The sequence below is a fragment of the Nonomuraea sp. N2-4H genome, assembly GCF_045291505.1.
GTDB classification, from domain to species: Bacteria; Actinomycetota; Actinomycetes; order Streptosporangiales; family Streptosporangiaceae; genus Nonomuraea; species Nonomuraea fastidiosa.
Window position 1 is genome coordinate 2,533,254 of record NZ_CP147987.1, and the last position, 22,740, is coordinate 2,555,993.

At 72.6% G+C, this 22,740-nt stretch carries 20 protein-coding genes and 1 pseudogene; 12 read left to right on the top strand and 9 right to left on the bottom strand.

Annotated features, from left to right (window positions below):
• Positions 1 to 475 precede the first annotated feature (475 nt).
• Positions 476 to 1,348 carry a TauD/TfdA family dioxygenase gene (locus WBK31_RS11545; RefSeq protein WP_364067814.1) on the bottom strand — a complete coding sequence of 291 codons (873 nt, stop codon included), beginning with the start codon at positions 1,346 to 1,348 and terminating at the stop codon, positions 476 to 478.
• A 490-nt stretch (positions 1,349 to 1,838) separates the two neighbouring features.
• Between WBK31_RS11545 and WBK31_RS11550 the strand changes: the two genes are divergently transcribed.
• The gene (locus tag WBK31_RS11550; RefSeq protein WP_364067812.1) at positions 1,839 to 3,173 is read left to right on the top strand and encodes a lanthionine synthetase LanC family protein; all 1,335 of its coding nucleotides are present in this window, start codon (positions 1,839 to 1,841) and stop codon (positions 3,171 to 3,173) included.
• Positions 3,174 to 3,431: 258 nt separating this feature from the next.
• Here WBK31_RS11550 and WBK31_RS11555 read toward each other — a convergent pair whose 3' ends face one another.
• Entirely contained in the window at positions 3,432 to 4,703 is a 1,272-nt protein-coding gene (locus WBK31_RS11555; protein ID WP_364067810.1) for an acyl-CoA dehydrogenase family protein, read from the bottom strand.
• Positions 4,700 to 5,854 (bottom strand): LLM class flavin-dependent oxidoreductase, encoded by a 1,155-nt coding sequence (locus WBK31_RS11560; RefSeq protein ID WP_406674784.1) that lies wholly within the window; start codon positions 5,852 to 5,854, stop codon positions 4,700 to 4,702. The genes WBK31_RS11555 and WBK31_RS11560 overlap by 4 nt, the downstream gene beginning before the upstream one ends.
• 134 nt (positions 5,855 to 5,988) lie before the next feature.
• Here WBK31_RS11560 and WBK31_RS11565 point away from each other — a divergent pair, with 134 nt between their 5' ends.
• The 10 genes from WBK31_RS11565 to WBK31_RS11610 all read left to right on the top strand — a co-directional run bounded on the left by WBK31_RS11565 (position 5,989) and on the right by WBK31_RS11610 (position 17,821).
• Complete coding sequence (locus tag WBK31_RS11565; RefSeq protein WP_364067806.1) at positions 5,989 to 7,602, top strand: ABC transporter substrate-binding protein; 1,614 nt, start codon at positions 5,989 to 5,991, stop codon at positions 7,600 to 7,602.
• Between the two features lies 1 nt (position 7,603).
• On the top strand, positions 7,604 to 9,232 hold the full coding sequence (locus tag WBK31_RS11570; protein ID WP_364067804.1) for an ABC transporter substrate-binding protein: 1,629 nt from the start codon (positions 7,604 to 7,606) through the stop codon (positions 9,230 to 9,232).
• Complete coding sequence (locus WBK31_RS11575; RefSeq protein WP_364067802.1) at positions 9,229 to 10,161, top strand: ABC transporter permease; 933 nt, start codon at positions 9,229 to 9,231, stop codon at positions 10,159 to 10,161. Before WBK31_RS11570 ends, WBK31_RS11575 begins: the two co-directional genes overlap by 4 nt.
• Positions 10,158 to 10,961 (top strand): ABC transporter permease, encoded by an 804-nt coding sequence (locus tag WBK31_RS11580; RefSeq protein WP_364067800.1) that lies wholly within the window; start codon positions 10,158 to 10,160, stop codon positions 10,959 to 10,961. The genes WBK31_RS11575 and WBK31_RS11580 overlap by 4 nt, the downstream gene beginning before the upstream one ends.
• Complete coding sequence (locus WBK31_RS11585; RefSeq protein WP_378789733.1) at positions 10,958 to 12,541, top strand: dipeptide ABC transporter ATP-binding protein; 1,584 nt, start codon at positions 10,958 to 10,960, stop codon at positions 12,539 to 12,541. The genes WBK31_RS11580 and WBK31_RS11585 overlap by 4 nt, the downstream gene beginning before the upstream one ends.
• A gap of 1 nt (position 12,542) precedes the next feature.
• Positions 12,543 to 13,721, top strand: coding sequence for an SfnB family sulfur acquisition oxidoreductase (locus tag WBK31_RS11590; RefSeq protein ID WP_406674785.1), 1,179 nt, complete (start codon positions 12,543 to 12,545; stop codon positions 13,719 to 13,721).
• Entirely contained in the window at positions 13,718 to 15,088 is a 1,371-nt protein-coding gene (locus tag WBK31_RS11595; RefSeq protein ID WP_364067794.1) for an LLM class flavin-dependent oxidoreductase, read from the top strand. The genes WBK31_RS11590 and WBK31_RS11595 overlap by 4 nt, the downstream gene beginning before the upstream one ends.
• Before the next feature lie 23 nt (positions 15,089 to 15,111).
• Positions 15,112 to 16,068, top strand: a complete 957-nt coding sequence (locus WBK31_RS11600) for an aliphatic sulfonate ABC transporter substrate-binding protein (RefSeq protein ID WP_364067792.1) — start codon at positions 15,112 to 15,114, stop codon at positions 16,066 to 16,068.
• Positions 16,065 to 16,898: an ABC transporter permease subunit gene (locus WBK31_RS11605; RefSeq protein WP_364067791.1), complete on the top strand. Its 834-nt coding sequence runs from the start codon at positions 16,065 to 16,067 to the stop codon at positions 16,896 to 16,898. The genes WBK31_RS11600 and WBK31_RS11605 overlap by 4 nt, the downstream gene beginning before the upstream one ends.
• Positions 16,899 to 16,987: 89 nt before the next feature.
• Positions 16,988 to 17,821, top strand: coding sequence for an ABC transporter ATP-binding protein (locus tag WBK31_RS11610; protein WP_406674786.1), 834 nt, complete (start codon positions 16,988 to 16,990; stop codon positions 17,819 to 17,821).
• On the opposite strand, the gene WBK31_RS11615 is transcribed toward WBK31_RS11610, so the two are convergent.
• The 5 genes and pseudogenes from WBK31_RS11615 to WBK31_RS11635 all read right to left on the bottom strand — a co-directional run bounded on the left by WBK31_RS11615 (position 17,739) and on the right by WBK31_RS11635 (position 20,670).
• On the bottom strand, positions 17,739 to 18,875 hold the full coding sequence (locus WBK31_RS11615) for an LLM class flavin-dependent oxidoreductase (RefSeq protein ID WP_364067788.1): 1,137 nt from the start codon (positions 18,873 to 18,875) through the stop codon (positions 17,739 to 17,741). The genes WBK31_RS11610 and WBK31_RS11615 overlap by 83 nt on opposite strands.
• On the bottom strand, positions 18,865 to 19,152 hold the full coding sequence (locus WBK31_RS11620) for a pseudouridine-5'-phosphate glycosidase (protein WP_364067787.1): 288 nt from the start codon (positions 19,150 to 19,152) through the stop codon (positions 18,865 to 18,867). Before WBK31_RS11620 ends, WBK31_RS11615 begins: the two co-directional genes overlap by 11 nt.
• Positions 19,153 to 19,161: 9 nt before the next feature.
• A pseudogene (locus tag WBK31_RS11625) lies at positions 19,162 to 19,622 on the bottom strand (DMT family transporter).
• Between the two features lie 2 nt (positions 19,623 to 19,624).
• Positions 19,625 to 20,098, bottom strand: a complete 474-nt coding sequence (locus tag WBK31_RS11630; RefSeq protein ID WP_364067786.1) for a DMT family transporter — start codon at positions 20,096 to 20,098, stop codon at positions 19,625 to 19,627.
• A 20-nt stretch (positions 20,099 to 20,118) separates the two neighbouring features.
• Positions 20,119 to 20,670 (bottom strand): HAD family hydrolase, encoded by a 552-nt coding sequence (locus WBK31_RS11635; protein WP_406674787.1) that lies wholly within the window; start codon positions 20,668 to 20,670, stop codon positions 20,119 to 20,121.
• 236 nt (positions 20,671 to 20,906) lie between these two features.
• On the opposite strand from WBK31_RS11635, the gene WBK31_RS11640 reads away from it, so the two are divergent.
• Positions 20,907 to 21,656 (top strand): GNAT family N-acetyltransferase, encoded by a 750-nt coding sequence (locus tag WBK31_RS11640; RefSeq protein WP_406674788.1) that lies wholly within the window; start codon positions 20,907 to 20,909, stop codon positions 21,654 to 21,656.
• Between the two features lie 187 nt (positions 21,657 to 21,843).
• On the opposite strand, the gene WBK31_RS11645 is transcribed toward WBK31_RS11640, so the two are convergent.
• Positions 21,844 to 22,671, bottom strand: coding sequence for a helix-turn-helix transcriptional regulator (locus WBK31_RS11645; protein WP_364067780.1), 828 nt, complete (start codon positions 22,669 to 22,671; stop codon positions 21,844 to 21,846).
• Positions 22,672 to 22,740 lie beyond the last annotated feature (69 nt).

A 22,740-nucleotide genomic window follows, 5' to 3' on the forward strand; every position in this document is an offset into this window, starting at 1 on the left:
CCGCCGCCCGCATCGCACCGCGAGCCCGCCTGACCGACATCCCCGGCTGCCTCTCCTGGGCCGTCACCCCACCCGCCGGCGGCCCGCGCCGCCCGAGCCCCGCGAGCTGCACGGGCCGGCCGCCCGTACGGTCGAGTCCGGGCATCCGGCGACGGCGAGATCGTCGCCGCCGCCGGATGCCCGGCACGTTCGGTGGCCCCATCGCCTCGGCCCGCCCCGTGGGGCCCTGGACGGACCCGTTGTCACCCTGCTCGGCGACGCCGTCCACACCATGTCGCCCGGCCGCGGCGACGGCGCCAACGTCGGGCTCCGGCGCACGGCCCTGCTGTCGGCTCTGCTGTCCGCCCGGCCCGGCGCGCGCTGAGCCTCCGCCGCATCCCTCGGCCCCATGCCTCAGCCGGGTCCGGTGGCCGGCGCGCACCGGCTGCGTCGCCGCCGGCCACCTCCAAGGCAGGCTCGTCCGCACCCCCCGACGTCAGCCGGGCGTGGACGCCGGCCCGAACGGGCGGTCGCCGCGCAGCGTGATGCGGTGCATGACCCGGCGCGCGGTGCCGTAGTCGCGGTTGGCGTAGTGGATCGTGCTGCGGTTGTCCCACATGGCGACGTCGCCGAGGCTCCAGCGGTGGCGGACGATGTGCTCGGGCTTGGTCAGGTGGGCGTAGAACAGGTCGAGGAGATGCCGGCTCTCGGCCTCGGAGACGCCGACGATGTGCGAGGTGAAGCCGGGGTTGACGAACAGCCCCTTCCGCCCGGTCTCCGGATGCACGCGGACGACGGGGTGCTCCACCGGGTCCAGCCGGGTCACGACCTTGCCGTCCCACTCGTTGCCCTTGCCGCCGCGCCGCTGGGCCAGGTAGTAGCCGAACTCGCGGTTGCCGTCGTGCACGGCGGTGAGCTGGTCGGCCAGCCGCTGGACAGGCGCGGACAGCGAGTCGTAGGCGAGCTGGCTGTCGGCCCAGCTCGTGTCGCCGCCGGTGGGCGGCAGGATCACGGCCCGCAGGATCGAGCCGAGCGGCGGCCGGGGCATGAAGGTGACGTCGGTGTGCCAGACGTCGGCGAAGCCGTCGTCGGCGCTGTCGAGCGCGTAGATCTCCGGATGCGCCTCGTCCACGCCGGCGACCACCGGATGTGAGGCGGTCAGCTCGCCGAGCCGGCGGCCGAGCGCGACCTGGCCGTCCTCGTCGAGGTTCTGGCCGGAGAAGAAGAGCACCTTGCGCTCCACGAGCGCGGCGCGTACGGCGGCCAGCTCCTCGTCGGAGGCGGTCGCCAGGTCGAGCCCTTCGACGCGGGCGCCGAAGTGCGGTCCGAGCGGCTGCAGGTTCAGCTGGGTGTCGGTCGGCGTGGACATGGTGCGCTCCTGTTCTGTGACGGCCATCCGGCGGCTTGACGGACGGCGTGGCTGACGGTGGCCCGCAGGGCGGAGCAGGCGGGGAACGCGCGCGGCCGGATTCCGCGGGCCGCGGTCCGCCGTCGCCGGGTGGCGGGCTCGGGTGCGCCGCCGGGGACGGTCGTCCGCGGCGGCGCCGCCGCGGTCACCACGCCGGGCGCCTGGTCGGAGGCTTCATGACCGTGAAGCTACGGCGGCCTCCGAGCAAAGTCAACAATTCCTACTAGCTTTATAGGTTATACTCGTGGCACCGGGTACTGAAGCCCGCTCAGGACTCGACCGAGACTTACAGGCGCGGGCCGGCGATGAAAGCACCTGTGATTGCCGACCACCCTCCGGCGGCTCTATGAGCGCGCGCGGCCACGACGAGGCCCGCCGCCTTCTCCATCAAACCTACGGAAATAATCGGAAAAGCCTGCGAAATGTGTCCTATGTGTGCCAGAGTCCGGTCATGAGCCTGGACGAGCTGCGCCCCATGAGTGCTCGTGCCCACTCTCCGATGACGGCCGCCCTCTCCACGGCGCGCTGGATCAGATCCGCCGCCGTGGACGACGAGGACGGCAGGCACTGGCGGGCCAACCCCGACCGGCACGGCAGGTCGGCGGTGCCCCCGCGACCGCGATCCCTGTACTCGGGAGCTGCCGGGATCGTGCTGTTCTTCCTGGAACTGGCCGCCGCCACCGGCAACGACTCCTACCTGGAGGACGCCCGGTGCGGCGCGCAGTGGCTCGCGGCCACCTGGCGGCGCGAGGACGATCTGAGCCTGCACCACGGGCGCACCGGCATCATGGTCGCGCTCATGGAGGCCGGATGGGCGCTCGGCGACGAACGCCTCGACGCCGAGGCGGCGGCCATCGCCGAGACGATCGTCGACGGCGGTCGCACCCGCGTGGACGGCCCCGGCTGGACGTTCGACCCCGCGCTGAGCGGTGACGGCGGCATCGTACTCGGCCTGCTGCGCGCCGCCGCCAGGTTCGGCGAGCCCGCGTACGAGGCCGCCGCCGTCGAGGCCGGCCTGCGCATCGCCGGACTGCCGGTCCCCGGAGGCCGGCACGGCGGCCTCGACGGCCTGCCGTCCGACGCGATCTCCCCCGGCTTCCTCACCGGATCCGCCGGCATCGCCTTCCTCCTCGCCCGCCTGTACGGCGTGAGCGGCGACGAGCGCTTCCTGCGCGCCGCCCGCAGCGGCGCCGCCTTCATCCGCGAGGTGAGCGTCACCGGCGAAGGGCGGGCGCTGGTCCCGCACCACGTGCCGAGGACCGGGGAGCTGTTCTACGCCGGGTTCTGCTCGGGTGCGGCCGGTGTGGCCAGGATGTTCTACGAACTCCACCGGGTGACCGGCGACCTCGACGACCTCGACTGGATGGAACGGCTCGCGCTCGGCGTCGTCGACAGCGCGGCCCCGCCGCGCCGCACCCCCGGCTACTGGAACTCGGCCTGCCAGTGCTGCGGAACGGCGGGCCTGGTCGAGCTGTTCGTCGGGCTCTGGGCGATCACCGGGCGCGCCTCCTGCCTGGAGTTCGCCCGTACGCTCGCCGCCGACCTGGTCGCCAGGGCCGACGACCACGACGGGGGCGGCTACCGCTGGTACCAGGCGTACCGCCGGGTGCGGCCCGGCGAGGTGAGCGCGGACACCGGCTACATGGTCGGCGCGGCCGGCATCGGTGCCGCCCTGCTCCACCTCGACGCGGCGGGCCAGCCCGACCAGGCCCGCCGGGTGCTGCTCCTGCCCGACAACCCGTTCCCCGTCCTGCCGTTCCCGAGCGTCTCCACCGGGCACCCCTGACCGGCCCGGGAGTGCGCCTTCGCACGCGTGAACGGCGCGCAGGCGCGCACGAAGCCGCGCCGGGCGTGCGAGGGGCCGCGCGAGGCTTCGCCGGGCACGCGTGACCGGCGCGGGAGCGCGTCCGCAACGAGGCTCCGCAGGACATGCGGGACCGGTGCGGGAGCGCGTCCGCAGCGAGGCCCCGTACGACATGCGGGACCGGCGGGTGACGGCCTGCCGTGGGGGCCGTCACCCGCCGGAGCTCAGGCGAGCAACGGCTCAGAACAGGCCGTTGACCGGCGGCTGCTCGCCGGTGAGGCGGTAGGCGCCGACCACGGCCGCCTTCCAGGCGCGCGGGTTGTGGTTGGCGACCGTCCTGGCGTTGCGCCAGTGCCGGTCGAGGTTGTGCTTGCGCGCGACCGCCGAGCCGCCGCCCACGTCGAACACCAGCTCCGACGCCTTCAGCGCCGACTCCGCCGCGACGAACTGCGCCTGCGCGACCTTCACGGCCGCATCGGTGAGCAGGCCGGAGTCCAGCCCGCCCGCCCACGCCCGGTCGATCGCCGACGCGGCGTGCAGGACCGCGGACTCGGCGGCGTAGGCGCGGGCGGAGATCTCGCCGACGGTGTGCCGCACGTACGGATCGTCGACCGACCGTGCGACGCCGCTGTGCTGGATCGGCCGGGCCCGCTCACGGGTGAAGGCGACGGCGTCGGCCAGCGCGCCCCTCGCGATCCCGGCCAGCACGCCGGCCAGGTAGAGCTGCATGAACGCGCTGACGGGGGAGCGGCCCCCGCCGCCGGGACGCGCGGCGATCTCCTCCGGCGCCACCTTGACCCCGTTCAGCAGGGTCGTCCCGCTGGCCGTGAGCCGCTGCCCGATCCCGTCGAAGTCGTCGAGCAGCTCAAGCCCCTCGCGGTCGCGCGGCACGGTGAAGAACACCCGCTCGCCCGCGTCGTCCACGGCCGACGCGCTGATCCAGTCGGAGTACAGCGCGCCCGTGCTGTAGTACTTGCTGCCGTTGACGACGCCGTCGCCGTCGATGCGGGTGCGCACCTCGCCGTTGGCCCCGCCGATCTCCCAGCCCGCGTTGCCGAACACGTCACCGGCCAGGAAGCGCGGGAACCAGCGCTCGCGGTCGGCCTCCGGGGCGGCGAGCAGGTGCTCGACCCGGCCGTAGCTGGGGCGCAGCGCCTGGGCGATGTTGGAGTCGGCGGCGGCCAGCGAGATGAGGAAATCGAACACCTCGGCCACGCTCGCGCCGCCGCCGCCGTACGAGGCGGGGATGCGGAAGGTGAGCAGGCCGGCGTCGGCCAGCGCGCGGATCTCCCGGTGCGGCAGCTCGCGCTCCAGCTCGCGCCGCGCGGCCCCCGCCGCCAGTTCGGGAAGCAGCTCATCCGCCCGCTTCCGCAGCTCGGCCAGCGTCGACTCACCCGGCGCACCCTCGACCGGCGTGTCCCCGGCAGGCGCGCCCTTGGCCGGCGCGCTCGCGCTCGATGCGCTCTCGGCCGCAGCGTCCTGTGCCGTCGCGCCCTGTGCTGTCGCGCTCATCGGGCCCCCGCCGTGGCGAACGGGACGGACACGGGCTCGGCGCTCCCGGACTCGGCAGGATGCCGCCACAGGCCGCGCTCGCGCAGGATCGGCAGCACGCCCTCGCCGAACCAGTACGCCTCCTCCAGGTGCGGGTACCCCGACAGCACGAACTCGGTCAGCCCGAGCTGGTGGTACTCCTCGATCCGGTCGGCGACCTCGGTGTGGCTGCCGACCAGCGCCGTGCCCGCGCCGCCGCGCACGAGCCCGACGCCCGCCCACAGGTTCGGATAGATCTCCAGGCGGTCCCGCTTGCCGCCGTGCAGGGCGAGCATGCGCTTCTGCCCCTCGGACTCGCTGCGGTGCAGGCCCGCCTGCACCTTCTCCACGGTCGCCTCGTCGATGCCGTCGAGCAGCCTGCGGGCCTGCGCCCACGCCTGCTCGCTGGTGTCGCGGGTGATCACGTGCAGGCGGATGCCGTGCCGCACCGTACGTCCCTCGGCGGCGGCCAGTCCGTTGATCCAGGCGATCTTCTCCGCCACGGCGTCCGGCGGCTCGCCCCAGGTGAGGTACGCGTCCACATGGCGCGCCGCCACCCGGCCCGCGGCGGGGGATGAGCCGCCGAAGTACACCTGCGGCACCGGGTCGGGCAGCCGCGCCAGCCGCGCGTCCTCCACCCGCAGGTGCTCGCCGGTGAAGCTGACGCTCTCGCCCCGCCACAGCGCCCGCACGATGTGCAGGAACTCGTCGGTACGGGCGTAGCGGGAGTCCTTGTCGAGGAAGTCGCCGTAGGCGCGCTGCTCGTGCGCCTCGCCGCCGGTCACCACGTTGAGCAGCAGCCGCCCGCCCGACTGCCACTGGAACGTGGCCGCCATCTGCGCGGCGAGCGTGGGGGAGACCAGCCCGGGGCGGAAGGCCACCAGGAACTTCAGCCGCTCGGTGGTGCCGGCCAGCATCGCGGTGGTCAGCCAGGCGTCCTCGCACCAGGCGCCGGTGGGCGTCAAAGCCCCGACGAAGCCGGTCTGCTCGGCGGCCTCCACGATCTGGCGCAGGTAGGACAGGGTCGCGGGCCGGGCGCCCGAGGCCGCGCCCGCGGGAAGCCCGTGACCGCCGCCCACGATGTCACGGCTGTCGCCGTAGGTGGGCAGGAACCAGTGGAACGTCAAAGTCATCGTCTCTCCTCCGCGAGCACCTCGGTGCCGACGGCGATCACGTGGGTCATGTTGTTTCGCCCGTTCTGCGTGTTACGTTAGGGTTCACCGTAATCCCTGCAATGCAGGTAGGCAATGCCTGTTTAAGGACCTCCATGCTCACCCGCTCCACAACGCTCCTCGTCGCAGCCCTGGTCATGGCGGTTTTGGCCGGTTGCGGCGCCGACGCCACCCCGAGACCGGCCGCCGCCGGCTCCGGCCCGAAGCCCGGAGGCACGCTCGTGCTCGGGGAGAACGCCGACGAACCCCCCTGCCTCGACCCCCACCAGACGTCCACCACCAACACCACGGTCGTCAGCCGCCCGATCTTCGACTCGCTGCTGTGGCAGGACGCCGAGGGGAACATCAAGCCCTGGCTGGCCGAGAGCTGGAAGATCTCGGACGACGGCCTGACCTACACCTTCAGGCTCCGCCAGGGCGTGACGTTCCACGACGGGTCGGCATGGAACGCCGAGGCGCTGAAGCTCAACCTGGAGCACATGCGCGACCCGGCGACCAAGTCGCCGCTGGCCGCCTCGTACATCGCGCCCTACAAGGACGCGAAGGTCCTGGACGAGCACACCCTCGAAGTGCGGCTCGGCTCGCCGTACTCGGCGCTGCTGAACGTGCTCGCGCAGTCGTACCTGGCGATGATCTCCCCCAAGCAGCTCAAGGAGGCCCCGGAGAGCACCTGCGAGCACCCGATCGGGTCAGGACCCTTCGTCCTCGACACGTGGACCAAGGGCCAGAGCATCACCTACAAGAAGAACCCCGCCTACGTCTGGGGGCCGACCGGCCGTGAAGGGCCCGCGTACCTCGACCGGCTGGAGATCCGTTTCCTGGCCGAGGACGCCACCCGCTACAACGCGCTGCTCTCCGGCGAGGTGGACGTGATCGACAACACCCCGCCGGCCAACGTCGAGGACGTCAAGGCGAACCCCGACCTGACCTTCATCACGATCGACCGGCCCGGACATCCGTTCTCGGTCTGGCTCAACACCGGCCGCGCCCCCTTCGACGACCGCAGGGTACGCCAGGCGCTCACGCTGGCCGTGGACCGCAAGGCCATCATCGACAGCGTCTCCTTCGGCCAGTGGAACGTGGCCACGAACTTCGTCACCGCCGCGACCCCCGACCATGCCGAGGGCGGCCGGATCGACTACGACCCGGCCCGCGCGAACGCCCTGCTCGACGAGGCCGGCTGGACCGCCAGGGACAAGGACGGCATCCGCCTCAAGAACGGCAGGCGGCTGAGCGCCGTCGCCATCGACACCGGCGTGAACCCGCAGAACACGCAGATCCTCGTGCAGACCCAGGCCGCCGCCGCCAAGGCCGGCATCGAGATCACGATCGAGAACGTCACCTCGCAGGAGTCGCAGGACCGCACCGGCAAGGGCGACTTCGACGTCTCCGTCGGCATCTGGACCACCAACACCGCCGACGTGCTGTGGATCCAGTACTCCTCCAAGAACATCACCACGCCGCAGCGGCGCGGCCAGAACATCACCAGGCTCTCCGACGACGAGCTCGACGAGCTGCTGGAGCAGGCCCGAGCCGCCAAGGACCCGACCGAGCTGTACGCCAAGGCGCAGGCCAGGCTGCTCGACCTGGCGCCCGCCATCCCGCTGTACGACCGGCCGAGCCTCGTCTCGGCACAGTCCCGGGTGCACGGCCTGACCTGGGATCACGCCTACGGCGCTGTCATCTTCCACGACGCATGGGTGAGCTGACATGACCAAGACCCCCCTCGCCGCGCTCGCGCTCGCGCTGCTGCTCGCCGGATGCGGCAGCGCGGCCGGGACCTCGGGCGGCACGAACGACGACCCCGGCACCCCCAAGTCCGGCGGCACCCTGATCCTGGGCGAGAACGGCCAGGAGCCGCCCTGCCTCGACCCGCACGGCAACGCCAGCTCCGACGGCCCGGTGACCACGGTCCCGGTCGCCGACTCGCTGGTGTGGTTCGACACCGACGGGACGATCCAGCCGTGGCTGGCCGAAAGCTGGGAGGTCTCCGACGACGGCCTGACCTACACCTTCAAGCTCCGCAAAGGCGTGAGATTTCACGACGGAGCGGCCTGGAACGCCGAGGCGCTGAAGACCAACTTCGAGCACATGCGCGACCCGGCGACCAAGTCCCCGCTGGCCGCTTCCTACATCGCGCCCTACAAGGACGCGAAGGTGCTGGACGAGTACACGCTCCAGGTGAGGCTCCGCTCGCCGTACCGGCCGTTCCTGGACATCCTCGCCCAGGGCTACCTCGGCATGATCTCGCCCAAGCAGATCAAGGAGGCGCCGGAGAGCATCTGCACGCACCCGATCGGCTCCGGCCCGTTCATCTTCGAGAAGTGGACCAAGGGCCAGAGCATCACGTACCGGAAGAACCCCGACTACAACTGGGGCCCGAAGAGCGCCAAGCACACCGGCCCCGCCTACCTCGACCGGCTGGAGATCCGCTTCCTCGCCGAGGACGGCACCCGCTACAACGCGCTCGCCTCCGGCGAGGTGCACGCGATCGACTTCACCCCGCCGCAGAACGTCGAGGACGTCAAGGCCAACCCCGGCCTCGGCTTCCTCACGGCGATCCGCCCCGGGCACCCGATGTCGTTCTGGCTCAACACCTCGCGCCCGCCCTTCGACGACGTCCGCGTGCGCCGCGCGCTGCTCGCCGCCGTGGACCGCGAGGCCATCATCAAGGGCATCTCCTTCGGCCAGTACCAGGTGGCGCAGGGCTTCGTCACCACCTCGACGCCCGGCTACGCGCAGGGGCTGAGCGGCAGCATCAAGCATGACGAGACGCTGGCGAACAAGCTGCTCGACGAGGCCGGCTGGACCGCCAGGGACAAGGACGGCATCCGGCTCAAGAACGGCAAGCGGCTGACCGCGTACTTCCCGATCGCCGCGAACTTCCCCGCCCAGCGCATGCAGATCGCCGTGCAGACCCAGGCCGCCGCGCGGAAGATCGGCCTGGACATCCAGATCCAGACGCCGCCCGAGCAGGAGCTGACCGACCGCTCCATCAAGGGCGACTACGACCTCAGCTCCGGCCTGTGGGCCACGAACACGGCCGACGTGCTGTGGATCCAGTACTCCTCCAAGAACATCACCACCCCCGAGCGGCGCGGCCAGAACGTCGCCAGGCTCAAGGACGCTCAGCTCGACGAGCTGCTGGAGCAGGCCAGGGCGGCCAAAGACCCGACCGAGCTGTACAACAAGGCGCAGGCCAGGCTCCTGGAACTGGTCCCCGCCATTCCCTTCTACGACGACCCGCGCCCGGTCGCCTACCAGAAGAAGGTCCGCGACCTCGCCTTCACGCCCGCCTACCCGTCGCCCTACTTCTACGACACCTGGCTGGACGAATGAAGACCCTGACGTTCATCGGATGGCGCCTGCTCGCCGGGCTCGGCGTGCTGTGGGGCGCGGCCACCCTGACCTTCCTCGTCGTGCACTTCACCCCCGGCGACCCGGCCGAGGCCGTCGTCGGCGGCGAGGGCGCCGCGCCAACCCCCGAGGTGCTCGCCCAGGTCAGAGCCGAGTACGGCCTCGACCGCCCCTGGTTCGAGCAGTACGTCTCCCACCTGTGGCGCATCGCGCACGGCGACTTCGGCACCTCCTACCGCCTGCACACCCCGGTCACCCAGGCCATCGGCGAGCAGGCCGCCGCCACCGTCGAGCTGGCCGTGGCGGCCGCCCTCACCGGGCTGTTCCTGGCCGTCGCCATCGCCCTGGCCACGGCGGGCCGCCGCCGCTGGCGCGGCCTGGCCTCGGTGGTGGAGCTGGTGGCGGCCTCGACGCCGACGTTCTGGCTCGGCATCGTGCTGCTGACCGTCTTCTCCTTCGGGCTGCGGCTGCTTCCCTCCACCGGCGGCCAGGGCTTCGCCTCCCTGGTGCTGCCCGCGCTCTGCCTGGCGCTGCCCATCGCGGGCGTGCTCGGCCACGTGCTGCGCGAGGCCCTGGAGGAGGTGCTGGAGGAGCCGTTCATCGTCAGCGCCCGCGCCCGCGGGCTCAGCGACACCGTCGTACGGCTGCGCCACGCGCTCAGGCACGCGCTGACCCCGCTGGTCACGATGACCGGCTTCTGGGTGGGCGCGCTGCTCGGCGGCGCCGTGGTCACCGAGACGCTGTTCACCCGGCAGGGCATCGGCCGCCTGCTCGTCTCGGCGGTCAACGCCAAGGACCTGCCGCTCGTGCTCGGCGTGGTGCTGCTGTCGGCGCTGGTCTACGTCCTGGTCAACCTCCTGGTCGACCTGCTCTACCTGGTCATCGACCCCCGGCTGAAGGAGGCGGCGTGAACCGGATCGGCGTGTGGCTCGCCGTGGCCGTCCTGACCGTGCTCGTGCTGGCGGCGCTCGTGCCCGGCCTGTTCACCGGGCAGGACCCGCTCGCCGTGGACAGCGGCGCCACCCTCCAGCCGCCCAGCGCCGCGCACCTGCTCGGCACTGACGAGAACGGCCGCGACGTGTTCGCCCGCATCGTGCACGGCACCCGCGCCTCGCTGCTGCTCGGCTTCGGCGCGATCGCCGTCGCCCTGGTCTTCGGCGGGCTGCTCGGCCTGGCCGCGGGGCTCGGCAACCGGATCGTCGAGAACGTCATCATGCGCCTGTCGGACGTCGGCATGGCCTTCCCCGAGCTGCTGCTGGCCCTGGTCGTCATCACCGTGGCGGGCGGCGGCACCGGCAACGCCATCCTCGCCATCGGCGTGGCCAACATCCCGTCGTACGCCCGGCTCGTCCGCGCCCAGACGCTGGCGATCCGCCGGGCGGGCTACGTCGAGGCGGCGTACGCGCTGGGCCTGCCCGGTCCGCGCGTGATCCTCCGGCACGTGCTGCCGAACGCCGTCAAACCGGTGCTCATCCTGGCCACCATCGGCGTCGGCACCGCCCTCGTGGCCGGCTCCGCGCTGAGCTTCCTCGGCCTCGGCACGCCGCCGCCGGAGCCCGAATGGGGCTCCATGCTGTCCACCGCCCGCAACTTCATCTCCCGGGCCTGGTGGTACGGCCTCTTCCCCGGCCTGGCCATCACGCTGACCGTGATCAGCGTGACCGTGGTCGGCAGGGCGCTCAGATTGCGATCGGAAGGGAGGACAGGATGAGCCTGGTCACGGTGGACGACCTGCGCGTCGCCTTCGGCGGCACACCCGTCGTGCACGGCGTGTCGTTCGAGATCGGGGCGGGGGAGTGCCTGGCCCTGGTGGGGGAGTCCGGCTCCGGCAAGAGCGTCACCGCCCGCACGCTGGTCGGGCTCACCGGCGCGGGCTCCCGCGTCACCGCCGCCGGGCTGACCTTCGACGGCCAGGACCTGACCCGGCTGCGCGAGCGCGGCTGGCGGAGGCTGCGCGGCGGCCGCATCGGCTTCGTCCTGCAGGACGCCCTGGTCTCGCTCGACCCGCTGCGCAAGGTCGGCAAGGAGATCGAGGACGTGCTGGCCGCCCACACCGACCTGTCAGGCCCGGCCAGGAAGGCCAGGGTGGTGGAGCTGCTGGCGTCCGTGGGGGTGCCCGAGCCCGAGCTGCGCGCCGGGCAGCTCCCGCACGAGCTGTCCGGCGGCCTGCGCCAGCGGGCGCTGATCGCGACCGCGCTGGCCGCCGGCCCCGAGCTGATCATCGCCGACGAGCCCACCACCGCCCTGGACGTCACCATCCAGGCGCAGGTGCTCGACCTGCTGGCCGGGATCAAGGCCGAGGGCAGGTCGCTGCTGGTGATCAGCCACGACCTGGCGGTGGTGGCCCGGCTGGCCGACCGGGTGGCCGTCATGAAGGACGGCGTGATCGTCGAGCAGGGGCCGAGCAGTGAGGTGCTCACCCGGCCCGAGCACGAGTACACCAAGAAGCTGCTGCGGGCGATCCCCGCCGAGCACACCAAGGGCACCCGCCTGTCCGGCACCGTCCCGCCCGCGGGCGCGACCGGGCCGCGGCGGCCCCGCGGCGAGGTCGTGCTGCGCGCCAGGGACATCGGCAAGTCCTTCGGCGACCGGGTGGCCGTGAACGGGGTGTCGTTCGAGCTGCGCGCCGCCGAGACGCTCGGCATCGTCGGCGAGTCCGGCTCCGGCAAGACCACCACGGCCAGGATCGCGCTCGGGCTGACGCCGCCCGACACCGGCGCGGTCGAGGTGCACGGACGGCCGTGGACGCGCGGCGACCGCGCCCAGCGCCGCGACGTCCAGGTCGTCTACCAGGACACGCTGGCCTCCTTCGACCCCCGCCACACGGTGGCGAAGATCCTCGCCGAGGCGCTGGACGTGGCCGGCGTGCCGCGCGAACGGCGCCGCGCCCGCTCGATCGAGCTGCTGGAGCTCGTGGGGCTCGGCGAGGAGCACCTGGGACGCAGGCCGCTGAAGCTCTCCGGCGGGCAGCGGCAGCGGGTGGCCATCGCGCGGGCCCTGGCACCGTCGCCCTCGGTGATCGTCTGCGACGAGCCGGTCTCCGCGCTCGACGTGTCGGTCCAGGCGCAGGTCCTCGACCTGCTGGAGGACGTGCAGCGGGAGACCGGCGTGGCCTACCTGTTCATCTCCCACGACCTGGGCGTGGTCCACCACCTGTGCGACCGGGTGCTGGTCATGAAGGACGGGAGCGTGGTCGAGGAAGGGCCGGTGGAGACGGTCTTCCGCGAGCCCGCGCACCCGTACACGAAGGAGCTGGTGGCGGCGATTCCGAGACTGACGACGGCGGTGTGACATGGCACATGTGATCAAGACCGATGGCGAGGCGATCGCGATCGCCCGCGAGCTGGCCGCGACCTTCGCCGAGGGAGCGGTGCGGCGCGACGCCGAGCGCGTCCTGCCCGTGGCCGAGCTGGAGGCGCTGTCCGACAGCGGCCTGCTCGGCATCACCGTCCCCGCCGAGCACGGCGGCCCCGGCGTGCGCACCGCCACGCTGGGCGCGGTCATCAGGGAGCTGTCGGCGGCCGACGCCAGCATCGGGCAGATCCCGCAGAACCACTTCTGGTACCTCGACTCGCTGCGCGAGCACGGCAGCCCCGAGCAGCAGGCGTTCTTCTACGCCGAAGCGCTGGCGGGACGCCGCTTCGGCAACGCCGCCGTGGACGCCCGCGGCCCCAATGGCGAGCGTGAGCGTGCCACCCTGCGCCCGCACAAGGACGGCTACCTCATCTCCGGCCGCAAGATCTACTCGACCGGCGCGCTGTTCGCCCACTGGATCCCGGTCACCGCGCTCGACGAGGACTCCCACCGCGTGGCGTTCGTGCCGAGTGACGCGCCGGGCGTCACCGTCGTCGACGACTGGGACGGCTTCGGTCAGCGCACCACGGCCAGCGGCACCGTCCTGCTCGACGACGTGTTCGTGCCCGCCGAGCACGTGATGCGGGTGAAGCGGGCCGAGGTCAGCACGTTCCGCACCTTCGGCCTGCTCATCCACGCGGCCATCGACACCGGCATCGCAGAAGGCGCGCTCGCCGACGCCGCCGCCTTCCTGCGCGGCTACCGAAGGGGCGGCTGGCCGGGCGCCCAGCCGGAGAAGGTGGTCGAGGACCCGGTCGTCATCCAGCTCTTCGGCGAGCTGGCGGTGCTCACCAGGGCGGCACGCGCGCTGCTGGAGAGCGCCGGCGACGCCGTGGACCGGGCCAGATCGGCGCCGCCCGAGGACTTCCCCGAGCTCGCGGCGGAGGCGGCCGTCGCCATGGCCGCCGCCCGCGCGCAGGCCGACCGCGCCGCCAACCGGGTGAGCGCCGAATGGTTCGAGCTGGCCGGCGCCTCCGCCGTACGCGAGCCGCTCGGCCTGAGCCGGCACTGGCGCAACGCGCGCACCCACACCGTGCACGACCCGCGCCGGGCCAAGGTGCACGACGTCGGCAACTACCACCTCAACGGCATCGCCCCCAGGAGCTATCCCCGATGAGCCGCATCATCCACTTCAACCTCTTCGAGATGAACTGCGTCGGGCACATCCAGCACGGACTGTGGACGCACCCCGACAACAACCGCCACCGCTACACCGACCTGGAGTACTGGACCGACCTGGCGAAGCTGCTGGAACGCGGCCTGTTCGACGCCGTGTTCCTGGCCGACGTGGTCGGCGTCTACGACCGCTACCGCGGCGGGCCCGAGACCGCCATCCGCGAGGCCGTGCAGATCCCCGCCAACGACCCGCTGCTCGTCGTGCCCGCCATGGCCGCGGTGACCAAGCACCTGGGGTTCGCGGTGACGTTCTCCACCACGTACGAGCCGCCGTTCGCGCACGCCCGCCGCATGTCCACCCTCGACCACCTGACCAAGGGCCGGGTCGCCTGGAACATCGTCACCTCCTACCTGCGCAACGCCGCGCGCAATTTCGGCCTGGACGACGAGATCGAGCACGACCTGCGCTACGAGATCGCCGAGGAGTACCTGGAGGTGCTCTACAAGCTGTGGGAGGGCAGCTGGGAGGACGGCGCGGTGCTGCGCGACCGGGAGCGGCACATCTACACCGATCCGGCCAAGGTGCACGCCATCGACCACGTCGGCAAGCACTTCCGGGTGGCCGGCCCGCATCTGTCGGAGCCGTCGCCGCAGCGCACGCCCGTGCTCTACCAGGCGGGCAACTCCGACCGGGGCAAGGAGTTCGCGGCCAGGCACGCCGAGGCCGTCTTCACCGGCGCGGCGTCCCTGGAGGCGCTGCGCGAGGACATCGCCGACACCCGCCGCCGCGCCGCCGCCTACGGCCGCGACCCGGACCACATCACGTTCTTCCCCAGCGCCTCCGTGATCGTGGGCCGAACGCAGGCCGAGGTGGACGCCAAGATCGCCGACCTGCAGCGGCACATCCGGGTCGAGGGCTTCCTCGCGCAGCGCGGCAGCGGCATCGACCTCGCGGCCTACGACCCCGAGGAGTTCATCGACGACATCGTGGCGCGCGGCGGCGACTTCACCGAGCGGGCCGTGCGGCAGCTCGTGGGGCGCGGGCTGCGGGTGCGCGACGTGCTGGAGTCCATCGGCCGCATCGGGCGCGGCCCGTTCTTCGTCGCCGGCACCCCCGAACGGGTCGCCGACGAGATCGAGCGCTGGGCCGACGAGACCGGCGCGACCGGGTTCAACCTCATGCAGTACCTGTCGCCGGGCACCGCGGAGGACTTCATCGAGCTGGTCGTGCCCGAGCTGCAGCGCCGGGGCCGCTACCGCACCTCGTACGAGGACTCGACGCTGCGCGAACGCCTGCTCGGCCCGGGCATCCACCGGCTGCCGGACAGCCACCCGGGCGCCGCCTATCGAAACCTAGTAAATCAGTAGGTTTTGTAGGTAGTATGCGGTGCATGCGCAATCGGCCCTCACGGTTGTTCCTGAATGTCATGGGCGTGCTCGTCCTCCTCATCGGCCTGGCCGCCTGCGGCGGCGAGGCGTCGCAGGCCGCGGGCCGCGACGAGCCGCTACGGGTGGGCTATCAGCGATTCGGCGCCCTCACCCTGGTCAAGGCCAGGGGAGTGGCGCCGGATGTGACGTGGTCACTGTTCGAGAGCGGTCCTGCGGCGACTGAGGCGCTCAAGGCCGGCTCCATCGACGTCGCCTACACCGGCGAAGCGCCGCCGATCTTCGCCGCGGCGGGCCGGATCGACTTCAAGATCATCAGCACCTCGGAAGAGGTGCCGCAAGGCGAGGCCGTCCTGGTCAAGGAGGACAGCGGCATCAACGGCTTCGAGGATCTGAAGGGCAAGTCGATCGCGCTCAACAAGGGCTCCAACGTCCACTGGCTGCTGGTCCGGCTCCTCGAGAAGCACGGCATGTCGATCGACGACGTGAACGTGAAATACCTCAAGCCGGCGGAGGGGCGGCCCGCGTTCGACAACGGGCAGGTCGACGCGTGGATCATCTGGGATCCGTACTTCGCGCTCGCCGAACGGCCCGGCGTCAAGGTGCTCGCCGACGCGACCGGGCTGGCCGGCAACCGCGAGTACCTGCTCGCCTCGCCCGAGGCGCTGGAGACCAAGTCCGCGCAGATCGAGCGGCTGCTCAAGCAGCTCCGCGAGACCACCGACTGGGGCATCGCCCATCCCAAGGAGCGGGCCCAGGCGATGGCGCCCGAGCTGAAGATCCCAGAAGACGTCGCCGAGCGCGCCCTGGCCCGCAGCGCCAGGCCCATCGCCCCGGTCAACGCCGGCATCGGGGCGGAGCTGCAGCGCATCGCCGACGGCTTCACCGCGCTGAAGCTCATCCCCGGCAAGGTGGACATCGCCGGGCGGGTGGACGACAGGTTCAGCGAGGTGCTGCGATGACCGCCACATCCGTACGGCCCGCGCGCACGGAAGGCGAGCGCACCCGCGTGCGGCGCAACCGGAAAGCCCCGCGCGCCGCCCGCTGGCGGCGGGCCGTCACCCCGGTGCTCCTCGTGGTGGTCTGGGAGGGCTGCTCGCGGGCCGGGATCCTGCCGCCGGACAAGCTGTCGGCCCCCAGCGACGTGCTGGCCGCGGGCTGGCGGCTGGCCGCCGAGGGCACGCTGTGGGTCAACCTCGTCGACTCGCTGCTCAGGGCCGTCATCGGCCTGGCCGTCGGCGGCGGGCTCGGGCTCGCGCTCGGCTCGATCGCCGGGCTGCTGCGCATCGGCGACGACCTCGTGGACCCGCCGGTGCAGATGGCCCGCATGCTGCCCCATCTCGGCCTGGTCCCGCTGCTGCTCATCTGGGTCGGCATCGGCGAGCCGCTGAAGATCACGCTGGTCGCGCTCGGCGCGTTCTTCCCCGTCTACCTCAACACCTACAGCGGCATCAGGGGCATCGACGAGCGGCTGGTGGAGGCGGCGCGGACCTGCGGGCTGTCCGCCGCCGCCCGGCTGCGCCACGTCGTGCTGCCCGGCGCGCTGCCGTCGCTTTTCTTGGGCCTGCGGCTCGCGTTCGGCGCGGGCTGGCTCAGCCTGGTGGTCGGCGAGCAGGTCAACGCCGACAGCGGGCTCGGCTTCATGATGATGGAGGCCCGCGAGTTCGCCCAGACCGAGGTGGTCGTGCTGGGGCTGGTCATCTACGCCCTGCTCGGCCTGCTGTCCGATCTGGCTCTGCGCACGTTGGAAGGGAGGGCGCTGGCATGGCGGCGCGGTCTGGAGGCGAGCTGAGCGAGGCCGCACCCGCGGCGGACACTGTGGCGGACACTGTGGCGGACACTGCGGCGAAGACAGGGGCGGACGCAGCGTCGGACACGGCGGTGGTCGACGCGCGGGGCATCACCCGCGCGTACGGCGACAGGCTCGTCCTCGACGGCATCGACCTGCGCATCGGCAAAGGCGAGGTGGTCGCGCTGCTCGGTGCGAGCGGCTCGGGCAAGAGCACGCTGCTGCGCATCATCGCGGGCCTCGACTCCGGCGCCGACGGCGAGGTGCGCACCAGCGGCCACATCGCCGTGGTGTTCCAGGAGCATCGGCTGCTGCCGTGGAAACGGGTCGCCGACAACATCGCGCTCGGGCTGCGCGGACCGGACCTGGCCCAGCGTACGGCCGCCGCGCTGGCCGAGGTCGGGCTGGCCGACCGCGGGCGGGCCTGGCCCGCGGAGCTGTCGGGCGGCCAGGCGCAGCGCGTGGCCCTCGCCCGCGCGCTGGTCCGCGAGCCCGACCTGCTGCTGCTCGATGAGCCGTTCGCGGCTCTGGACGCGCTCAACCGGCTCAGGATGCAGGCGCTGTTCTTCCGGCTGCGCGACGAGCACGACTTCGCCGCCCTCCTGGTGACGCACGACGTGAACGAGGCGCTGCTGCTCGCCGACCGCCTGCTCGTGCTGGAGGACGGGCGCATCGCCGAGGACACCGCCGTGACGCTCCCGCATCCGCGCGCCCAGGACGACCCGGCCTTCGGCGCGCTGCGCCGCCACCTGCTCACCCGCCTGCGCGTGCCCCTGCTCCCGACCAGTCCTGACCCGGGGCCGGAGCGCCCGCCCCTCCTCCGGACCCGGGCGCCCCGGCCGGTCAGATCCCGGCGACGATCTTCTCCAGCAGGTGCGGGCCGCGCTCCGCGCCCTCGCGGTCCCGCTTGGCCACCTCCTCCCTGACGATCGGGATGACGTACCGGCCGAAGTCGATGGCGTCGCCGAGCAGGTCGTAGCCGCGCGCGGAGATGATGTCCACGCCCAGGTCGTAGTAGTCGAGCAGCGCCTTGGCCACGGTCTCGGGAGTGCCGACCAGCGCGTTGGAGTTGCCCTCGCCGCCGGTCGCGGCGGACGTGGGCGTCCACAACGCCCGGTCGAAGCGCTCGCCCCTGGCGGCGATCGCGATCAGCCGCTGCGCGCCGGTGTTCTCCGGCCCCTCGGGCGCGTGGCCGCGCGGCGGCCTCCTGGTCGCCCGCCGCGCCTTGATGGCCTCGACCGTGCGGTGCGCCTTCTCCCAGGCCAGCTCCTCGGTAGGGGCGATGATCGGCCGGAAGGCCGCCTGGATGCGCGGCCGGTCCGTACGGCCCGCCGCCCGCGCCGCCGCCCACACCGACTCGATCTGCTGGGCGGTGTCGGCGAGCGGCTCGCCCCACAGGCAGTAGATGTCGGCCTCAGCGCCGCCGGCGGCGTACGCGGCGGGGGAGGAGCCGCCGAAGGAGACGCCGGGACGCGGCCGCTGCACCGGGAAGACGTCGCTGACGTAGTCGTAGAAGCGGTAGTGCTCGCCCTCGTGGTCGAACGGCTCCTTGCTGGTCCACACCTTCTTGACGATCTGGATGTACTCCTCGGTCCGGCTGTAGCGCTGGTCCTTGGTCAGCGTGTCGCCCTCGCGGCGCTGCTCGTGGTCGTTGCCGCCGGTGATGAAGTGGATCGTCAGCCGCCCGTCGCTGATGTGATCGAGCGTCGCGAACGAGCGCGCGGCGTAGGTCGGGTAGGACACGTTCGGCCGGTGCGCGAGCAGGATCTGCAGCCGCTCCACCTTCGCCGCCAGCCAGGCCGCGGCCGGAGTGGGGATCGGCGTGTCGGACCCGTAGGCGAACAGGACCCGGTCCCACCCGTGGTCCTCGTGGGCGCGGGCGAGCTTGAGGGTGTAGTCCTTGTCGAACGACGGGCCCGAGCGGGCGGTGGTCTCCGAGGAGTTGTTGGTGTAGGCGATGCCGAGGAACTCAACGGGCATGGGTGCGTCCTTGTCGGAGAGCGGATCGATGGCGGGTGTACGCGGCCGCGAGCACGCCGCCGACCTCGGCGGTGCTGATGAGCACCGCCATGGTGGCCTGCGAGGCCCGCCCGCCGGTGACCTCGTCGGCGGCTCGCATGAGATATCGGGTGATCGCGTTGCCGGTGACGCCGTCGCGCTCCGCGGCGGCCGGCGCCTCACGTACGGCGGCCTCGGCCACGGCGGAGTCCACGGGGTCCTCGGCCGCGGGGTCCTCGGCCACGGGGTCCTCGGTCACGGGGGCCGATCACTTCTTTTCGGTCGGGCACGGATGGATCTCCCTCTGACGGAGACGGGCTGACAAGCCGGGCAGGGTGAGGCCCAGGAGCACGAGCACCACGCCGGCCAGCCTGATCGGCGCGGGCAGCGCGCCCTGCTGTATGCAGTCGATGACCACGGCGGACAGCACCTGCCCGCTGATCACCAGCACGGAGGCGCTCATCGCGCCGAGCCGGGGAAGACGTAGCTGTTGACCGCGACGAACAACGCACCGAACACGCCGCCCGCGTACGCGGCGATCGGCGTGTCCGTCACGTCCGGCCAGGTGCGCAGCACGAGCAGCACCGCGCTGAGGAAGACGAAGCCGACCACGTGGTTCCAGACGGACGCGCGGAACGCGCCCTTGCGGGTGCTGAGCCGGCCGTTGATCGTGCGGCTGGTGCCGATGAGGACGCCGTTGAACAGCGCCAGGGCGACGAGGAAGAGCATGGTCACGCCCCTCCCGCGACGATGAGGACGCTGCCCGCGAGCACGCAGGCCGCCACCGCCAGGTCCATGAGCGTGATCCGGCGCTGCGGCGTGTGCAGCAGGCCGAACCGGTCGGAGACCGTGCCGAAGATGATCTGTCCGGTGAGCATCAGCGCGACGGTGCCCGCCAGGGCCAGCTCGCTGTTGACCGCGATGGCCGACAGGATGACGACGAGAGCGCCCGGGATGCCGCCCAGGTAGTACCAGAGCGGCGCGCGGGCCGGGCCATCGCCGGTCGCCGGGTCGGGAGCCGGTGCACGGCGGGCGAGCGCCAGCGCCAGGAGCGCGGCCACCACGGCCCCGAGCCCGTGCGCGGCCCACGAGGCGTAGAGGGCGTCGGTGTACCCGGCGAGCACGGCGTTGGCCTGGGTCATCAGCGTGAGCAGCACGCCGCCGGCGATCGCGAGCGCCCAGTCGAGCGCGCGTCCCCCGCTCATCGGGCCTCCTCCCCGGCGCCCTACCGCGATCCTGCGGCCTGCGGCGACCTGACGGTCTGTCGCGATTCGGCGGCCTGCGGCGACCTGACGGTCTGTCGCGATTCGGCGGTCTGCGGCGACTCGACGGCTTGCGGTGTTTCGACGGTCTGTCGTGGGCCGGCGGCCTGCGGCGCATCCCGCCGGGTCGCTTCGCCGCCCGCCGGCTCGGCCTTCGCCAGGGTGACGACCTCGCCGAAGGTGGCCTCGCTGGTGGCCACGGCCAGGACGCTGCCGCGGGCACGCAGCCCCGCCGCCCCCTCGGCCACGCCCGGGAAGATCAGCTCGCGGGCGCGCGGCAGCTCGGTCTCCTTGAACAGGCGCCGGCGGTGCGCGATGGCCTCGGCCACCAGCGCGCCGCCGGGATCCGCGCCCAGCAGGTCGCCGAAGGCGCGCTTGAGCGGGAGCCTGGTGGTGGTGCGGATGGCCGCGGCGGCGGGGGCGGGAGCGTCGAGCGCGCCGAACGCGGCGGTGAAGGTCTCGACGATGGCGCGCGGCGTGTCGACGAGCGTCCCGTCGAGATCGAACACGGTCACGTGACGCATGGCATCCTCTCCGGCTGCTGCAGCTTCAACGTAAGAAGGAATTCTCGATAAATCAAGTGGGTTATGCATGGAATAAAATCCCTAATAACAAGTAGACCTTGACGGATTTTCGCAGCCCGTGCTGAGCTGGGCCGTGGTTCATGGAGGTGAAGGGGAGCCATGCACGGCGAGATCACTGGAGCCGAGGCGGCCCGCGACGGCCGGATCGTGCCGGATAAGGTCGGGGCATGACCGCATCCACCTCCTGCGCAGCCCGCGGTGATGCCCCCGATTCTCCTGTCGAGGACGTGCTGGACGACCCGGTGCGCGCCGCCCTGCTCGGGCCGCAGGCGCACTTCGCCGTACGGCGCGGCCAGGTGCTGCGCTACGCCTTCGAGGTCTCCCCGTTCGTGTCGCTGCCGCCCGAGCCCGGCCTCGCCGACTGGCGTGACGCGGCGGCGCTGGCGGGCGCGGACGGCACCGTGCTGATGACCGGCCCCATGCCGGCGCCGCCCGACGGCCTGGCCGAGGTCACGGAGATCACCGGCTACCAGCTCACCGGCGAGGACGTCGCGGGGGAGCACGACGACGAGGTGGTGCGGCTGGGGCCCGCCGACGTGCCGGAGATGCTGGACCTCGTCCGCCGCACCCAGCCGGGGCCGTTCCTCCCGCGCACCGTCGAGCTCGGCGTCTACCTCGGCATCCGCCGGGGCGGCGCGCTGGCGGCGATGGCCGGCGAGCGGATGCGCCCGCCGGGCTGGACCGAGATCAGCGCCGTCTGCACCGACCCCGCGCACCAGGGTCAGGGGCTGGCGCGGCGGCTGATGCTCGCCGTCATCGCGGTCGTCAGGGAGCGCGGCGAGCAGCCGTTCCTGCACGTCGCCGACGGCAATCCGGCGATCCGCCTGTACGAGCGGCTCGGCTTCCGCATTCGCCGGCCCGTCACGTTCCGCATCGCCCGGCTGACGGCGCCCGCCAGGGTCGAGTCCGGGTCATAAGCCCCCGGGAGCCTCAGGAGGGCACGCGCGTAACGGACACCGAGGTCTTCGGTCGGAGCGCGCGTGATGGGGCGCCGGAGCTTCAGACGGGAGCGCGTGTGATGGGGCGCCGGGGCCTCAGGCGGGGGCGCGTGTGATGGGGCGCCGGGGCCTCAGGCGGGGGCGCGTGTGATGGGGCGCCGGGGCCTCAGGCGGGGGCGCGTGTGATGGACGCGAGCAGCGCCAGCTTCTCGGCGCTGCCGGTGCCGGGATCCGGGTGCATGACCACGAGCGTCCGGCCCGGCGCGCCCTGCACGCCCAGCCGCTCCCGGTTCAGCCACAGCTCGCCGACCTGGGGATGAGCGAGCAGCTTGGCCGCGCCCTCGCAGGTGCCGACGTCGTGCCGCGCCCACAGCCGGGCGAAGCGCGGGCTGGCCAGCGACAGCTCGCCGACCAGCTCGATGAAGCGAGGATCGTCGATGTCGGTGCCCACGGACGCGCGGAACCCGGCGACCATGCCCGGCGCGGCGTTCTCCCAGCCGGGGTGCAGGGCCTGCTCGGCGGGGTCGAGGAACGTGTCGCGCAGCCGGTTGCGGCCCGCCGCGAGCCGCGGTGACAGGGCGGTGGCCAGGTCGTTGGCGGCCAGCACGTCGAGGTAGCGGCCCTCCACGTACGCGGGCAGCGGCAGCGCGGCGATCAGCTTGGCCACGCCCTCGGGGACGGACTCCTTGCGCGGCCGCCGCCGGCGCCTGCGCGGCCGCTGCGCGCCGAGGCGGAGCAGGTAGGCCGTCGCGTCGTCGTCGAGCTGTAGCGCCCGGGCGAGCGCTTCGAGTACCTGCGGTGAGGGGTTGCGGTCGCGCCCCTGCTCCAGGCGCAGGTAGTAGTCGGCGCTGATGCCGGCGAGCAGCGCCACCTCTTCACGGCGCAGGCCGGGCACGCGCCGTACGCCCGATGCGGGGATGCCCGCCTGCTCGGGAGTGACGAGCTCCCGCCGGGCGCGCACGTAGTCGCCGAGAAGGTTGGCTCTGTCGCTCATGCGCCCCACGCTACGCCGTGCCCCGGCGGGCGTGCCTGGTCCTGCCGCCCCCAGGATCGCGGGGGCTCT

Bases quoted from the DNA above. Each gene is read 5' to 3' on its own strand.
- WBK31_RS11560 (WP_406674784.1), bottom strand. From the start codon at position 5,854: ATGACTTTGACGTTCCACTGGTTCCTGCCCACCTACGGCGACAGCCGT.
- WBK31_RS11600 (WP_364067792.1), top strand. From the start codon at position 15,112: ATGCGCAATCGGCCCTCACGGTTGTTCCTGAATGTCATGGGCGTGCTC.
- WBK31_RS11605 (WP_364067791.1), top strand. From the start codon at position 16,065: ATGACCGCCACATCCGTACGGCCCGCGCGCACGGAAGGCGAGCGCACC.
- WBK31_RS11640 (WP_406674788.1), top strand. From the start codon at position 20,907: ATGACCGCATCCACCTCCTGCGCAGCCCGCGGTGATGCCCCCGATTCT.
- WBK31_RS11550 (WP_364067812.1), top strand. From the start codon at position 1,839: ATGAGCCTGGACGAGCTGCGCCCCATGAGTGCTCGTGCCCACTCTCCG.
- WBK31_RS11555 (WP_364067810.1), bottom strand. From the start codon at position 4,703: ATGAGCGCGACAGCACAGGGCGCGACGGCACAGGACGCTGCGGCCGAG.
- WBK31_RS11565 (WP_364067806.1), top strand. From the start codon at position 5,989: ATGCTCACCCGCTCCACAACGCTCCTCGTCGCAGCCCTGGTCATGGCG.
- WBK31_RS11545 (WP_364067814.1), bottom strand. From the start codon at position 1,348: ATGTCCACGCCGACCGACACCCAGCTGAACCTGCAGCCGCTCGGACCG.
- WBK31_RS11595 (WP_364067794.1), top strand. From the start codon at position 13,718: ATGAGCCGCATCATCCACTTCAACCTCTTCGAGATGAACTGCGTCGGG.
- WBK31_RS11630 (WP_364067786.1), bottom strand. From the start codon at position 20,098: ATGAGCGGGGGACGCGCGCTCGACTGGGCGCTCGCGATCGCCGGCGGC.
- WBK31_RS11645 (WP_364067780.1), bottom strand. From the start codon at position 22,671: ATGAGCGACAGAGCCAACCTTCTCGGCGACTACGTGCGCGCCCGGCGG.
- WBK31_RS11575 (WP_364067802.1), top strand. From the start codon at position 9,229: ATGAAGACCCTGACGTTCATCGGATGGCGCCTGCTCGCCGGGCTCGGC.
- WBK31_RS11590 (WP_406674785.1), top strand. From the start codon at position 12,543: ATGGCACATGTGATCAAGACCGATGGCGAGGCGATCGCGATCGCCCGC.
- WBK31_RS11615 (WP_364067788.1), bottom strand. From the start codon at position 18,875: ATGCCCGTTGAGTTCCTCGGCATCGCCTACACCAACAACTCCTCGGAG.
- WBK31_RS11570 (WP_364067804.1), top strand. From the start codon at position 7,604: ATGACCAAGACCCCCCTCGCCGCGCTCGCGCTCGCGCTGCTGCTCGCC.
- WBK31_RS11585 (WP_378789733.1), top strand. From the start codon at position 10,958: ATGAGCCTGGTCACGGTGGACGACCTGCGCGTCGCCTTCGGCGGCACA.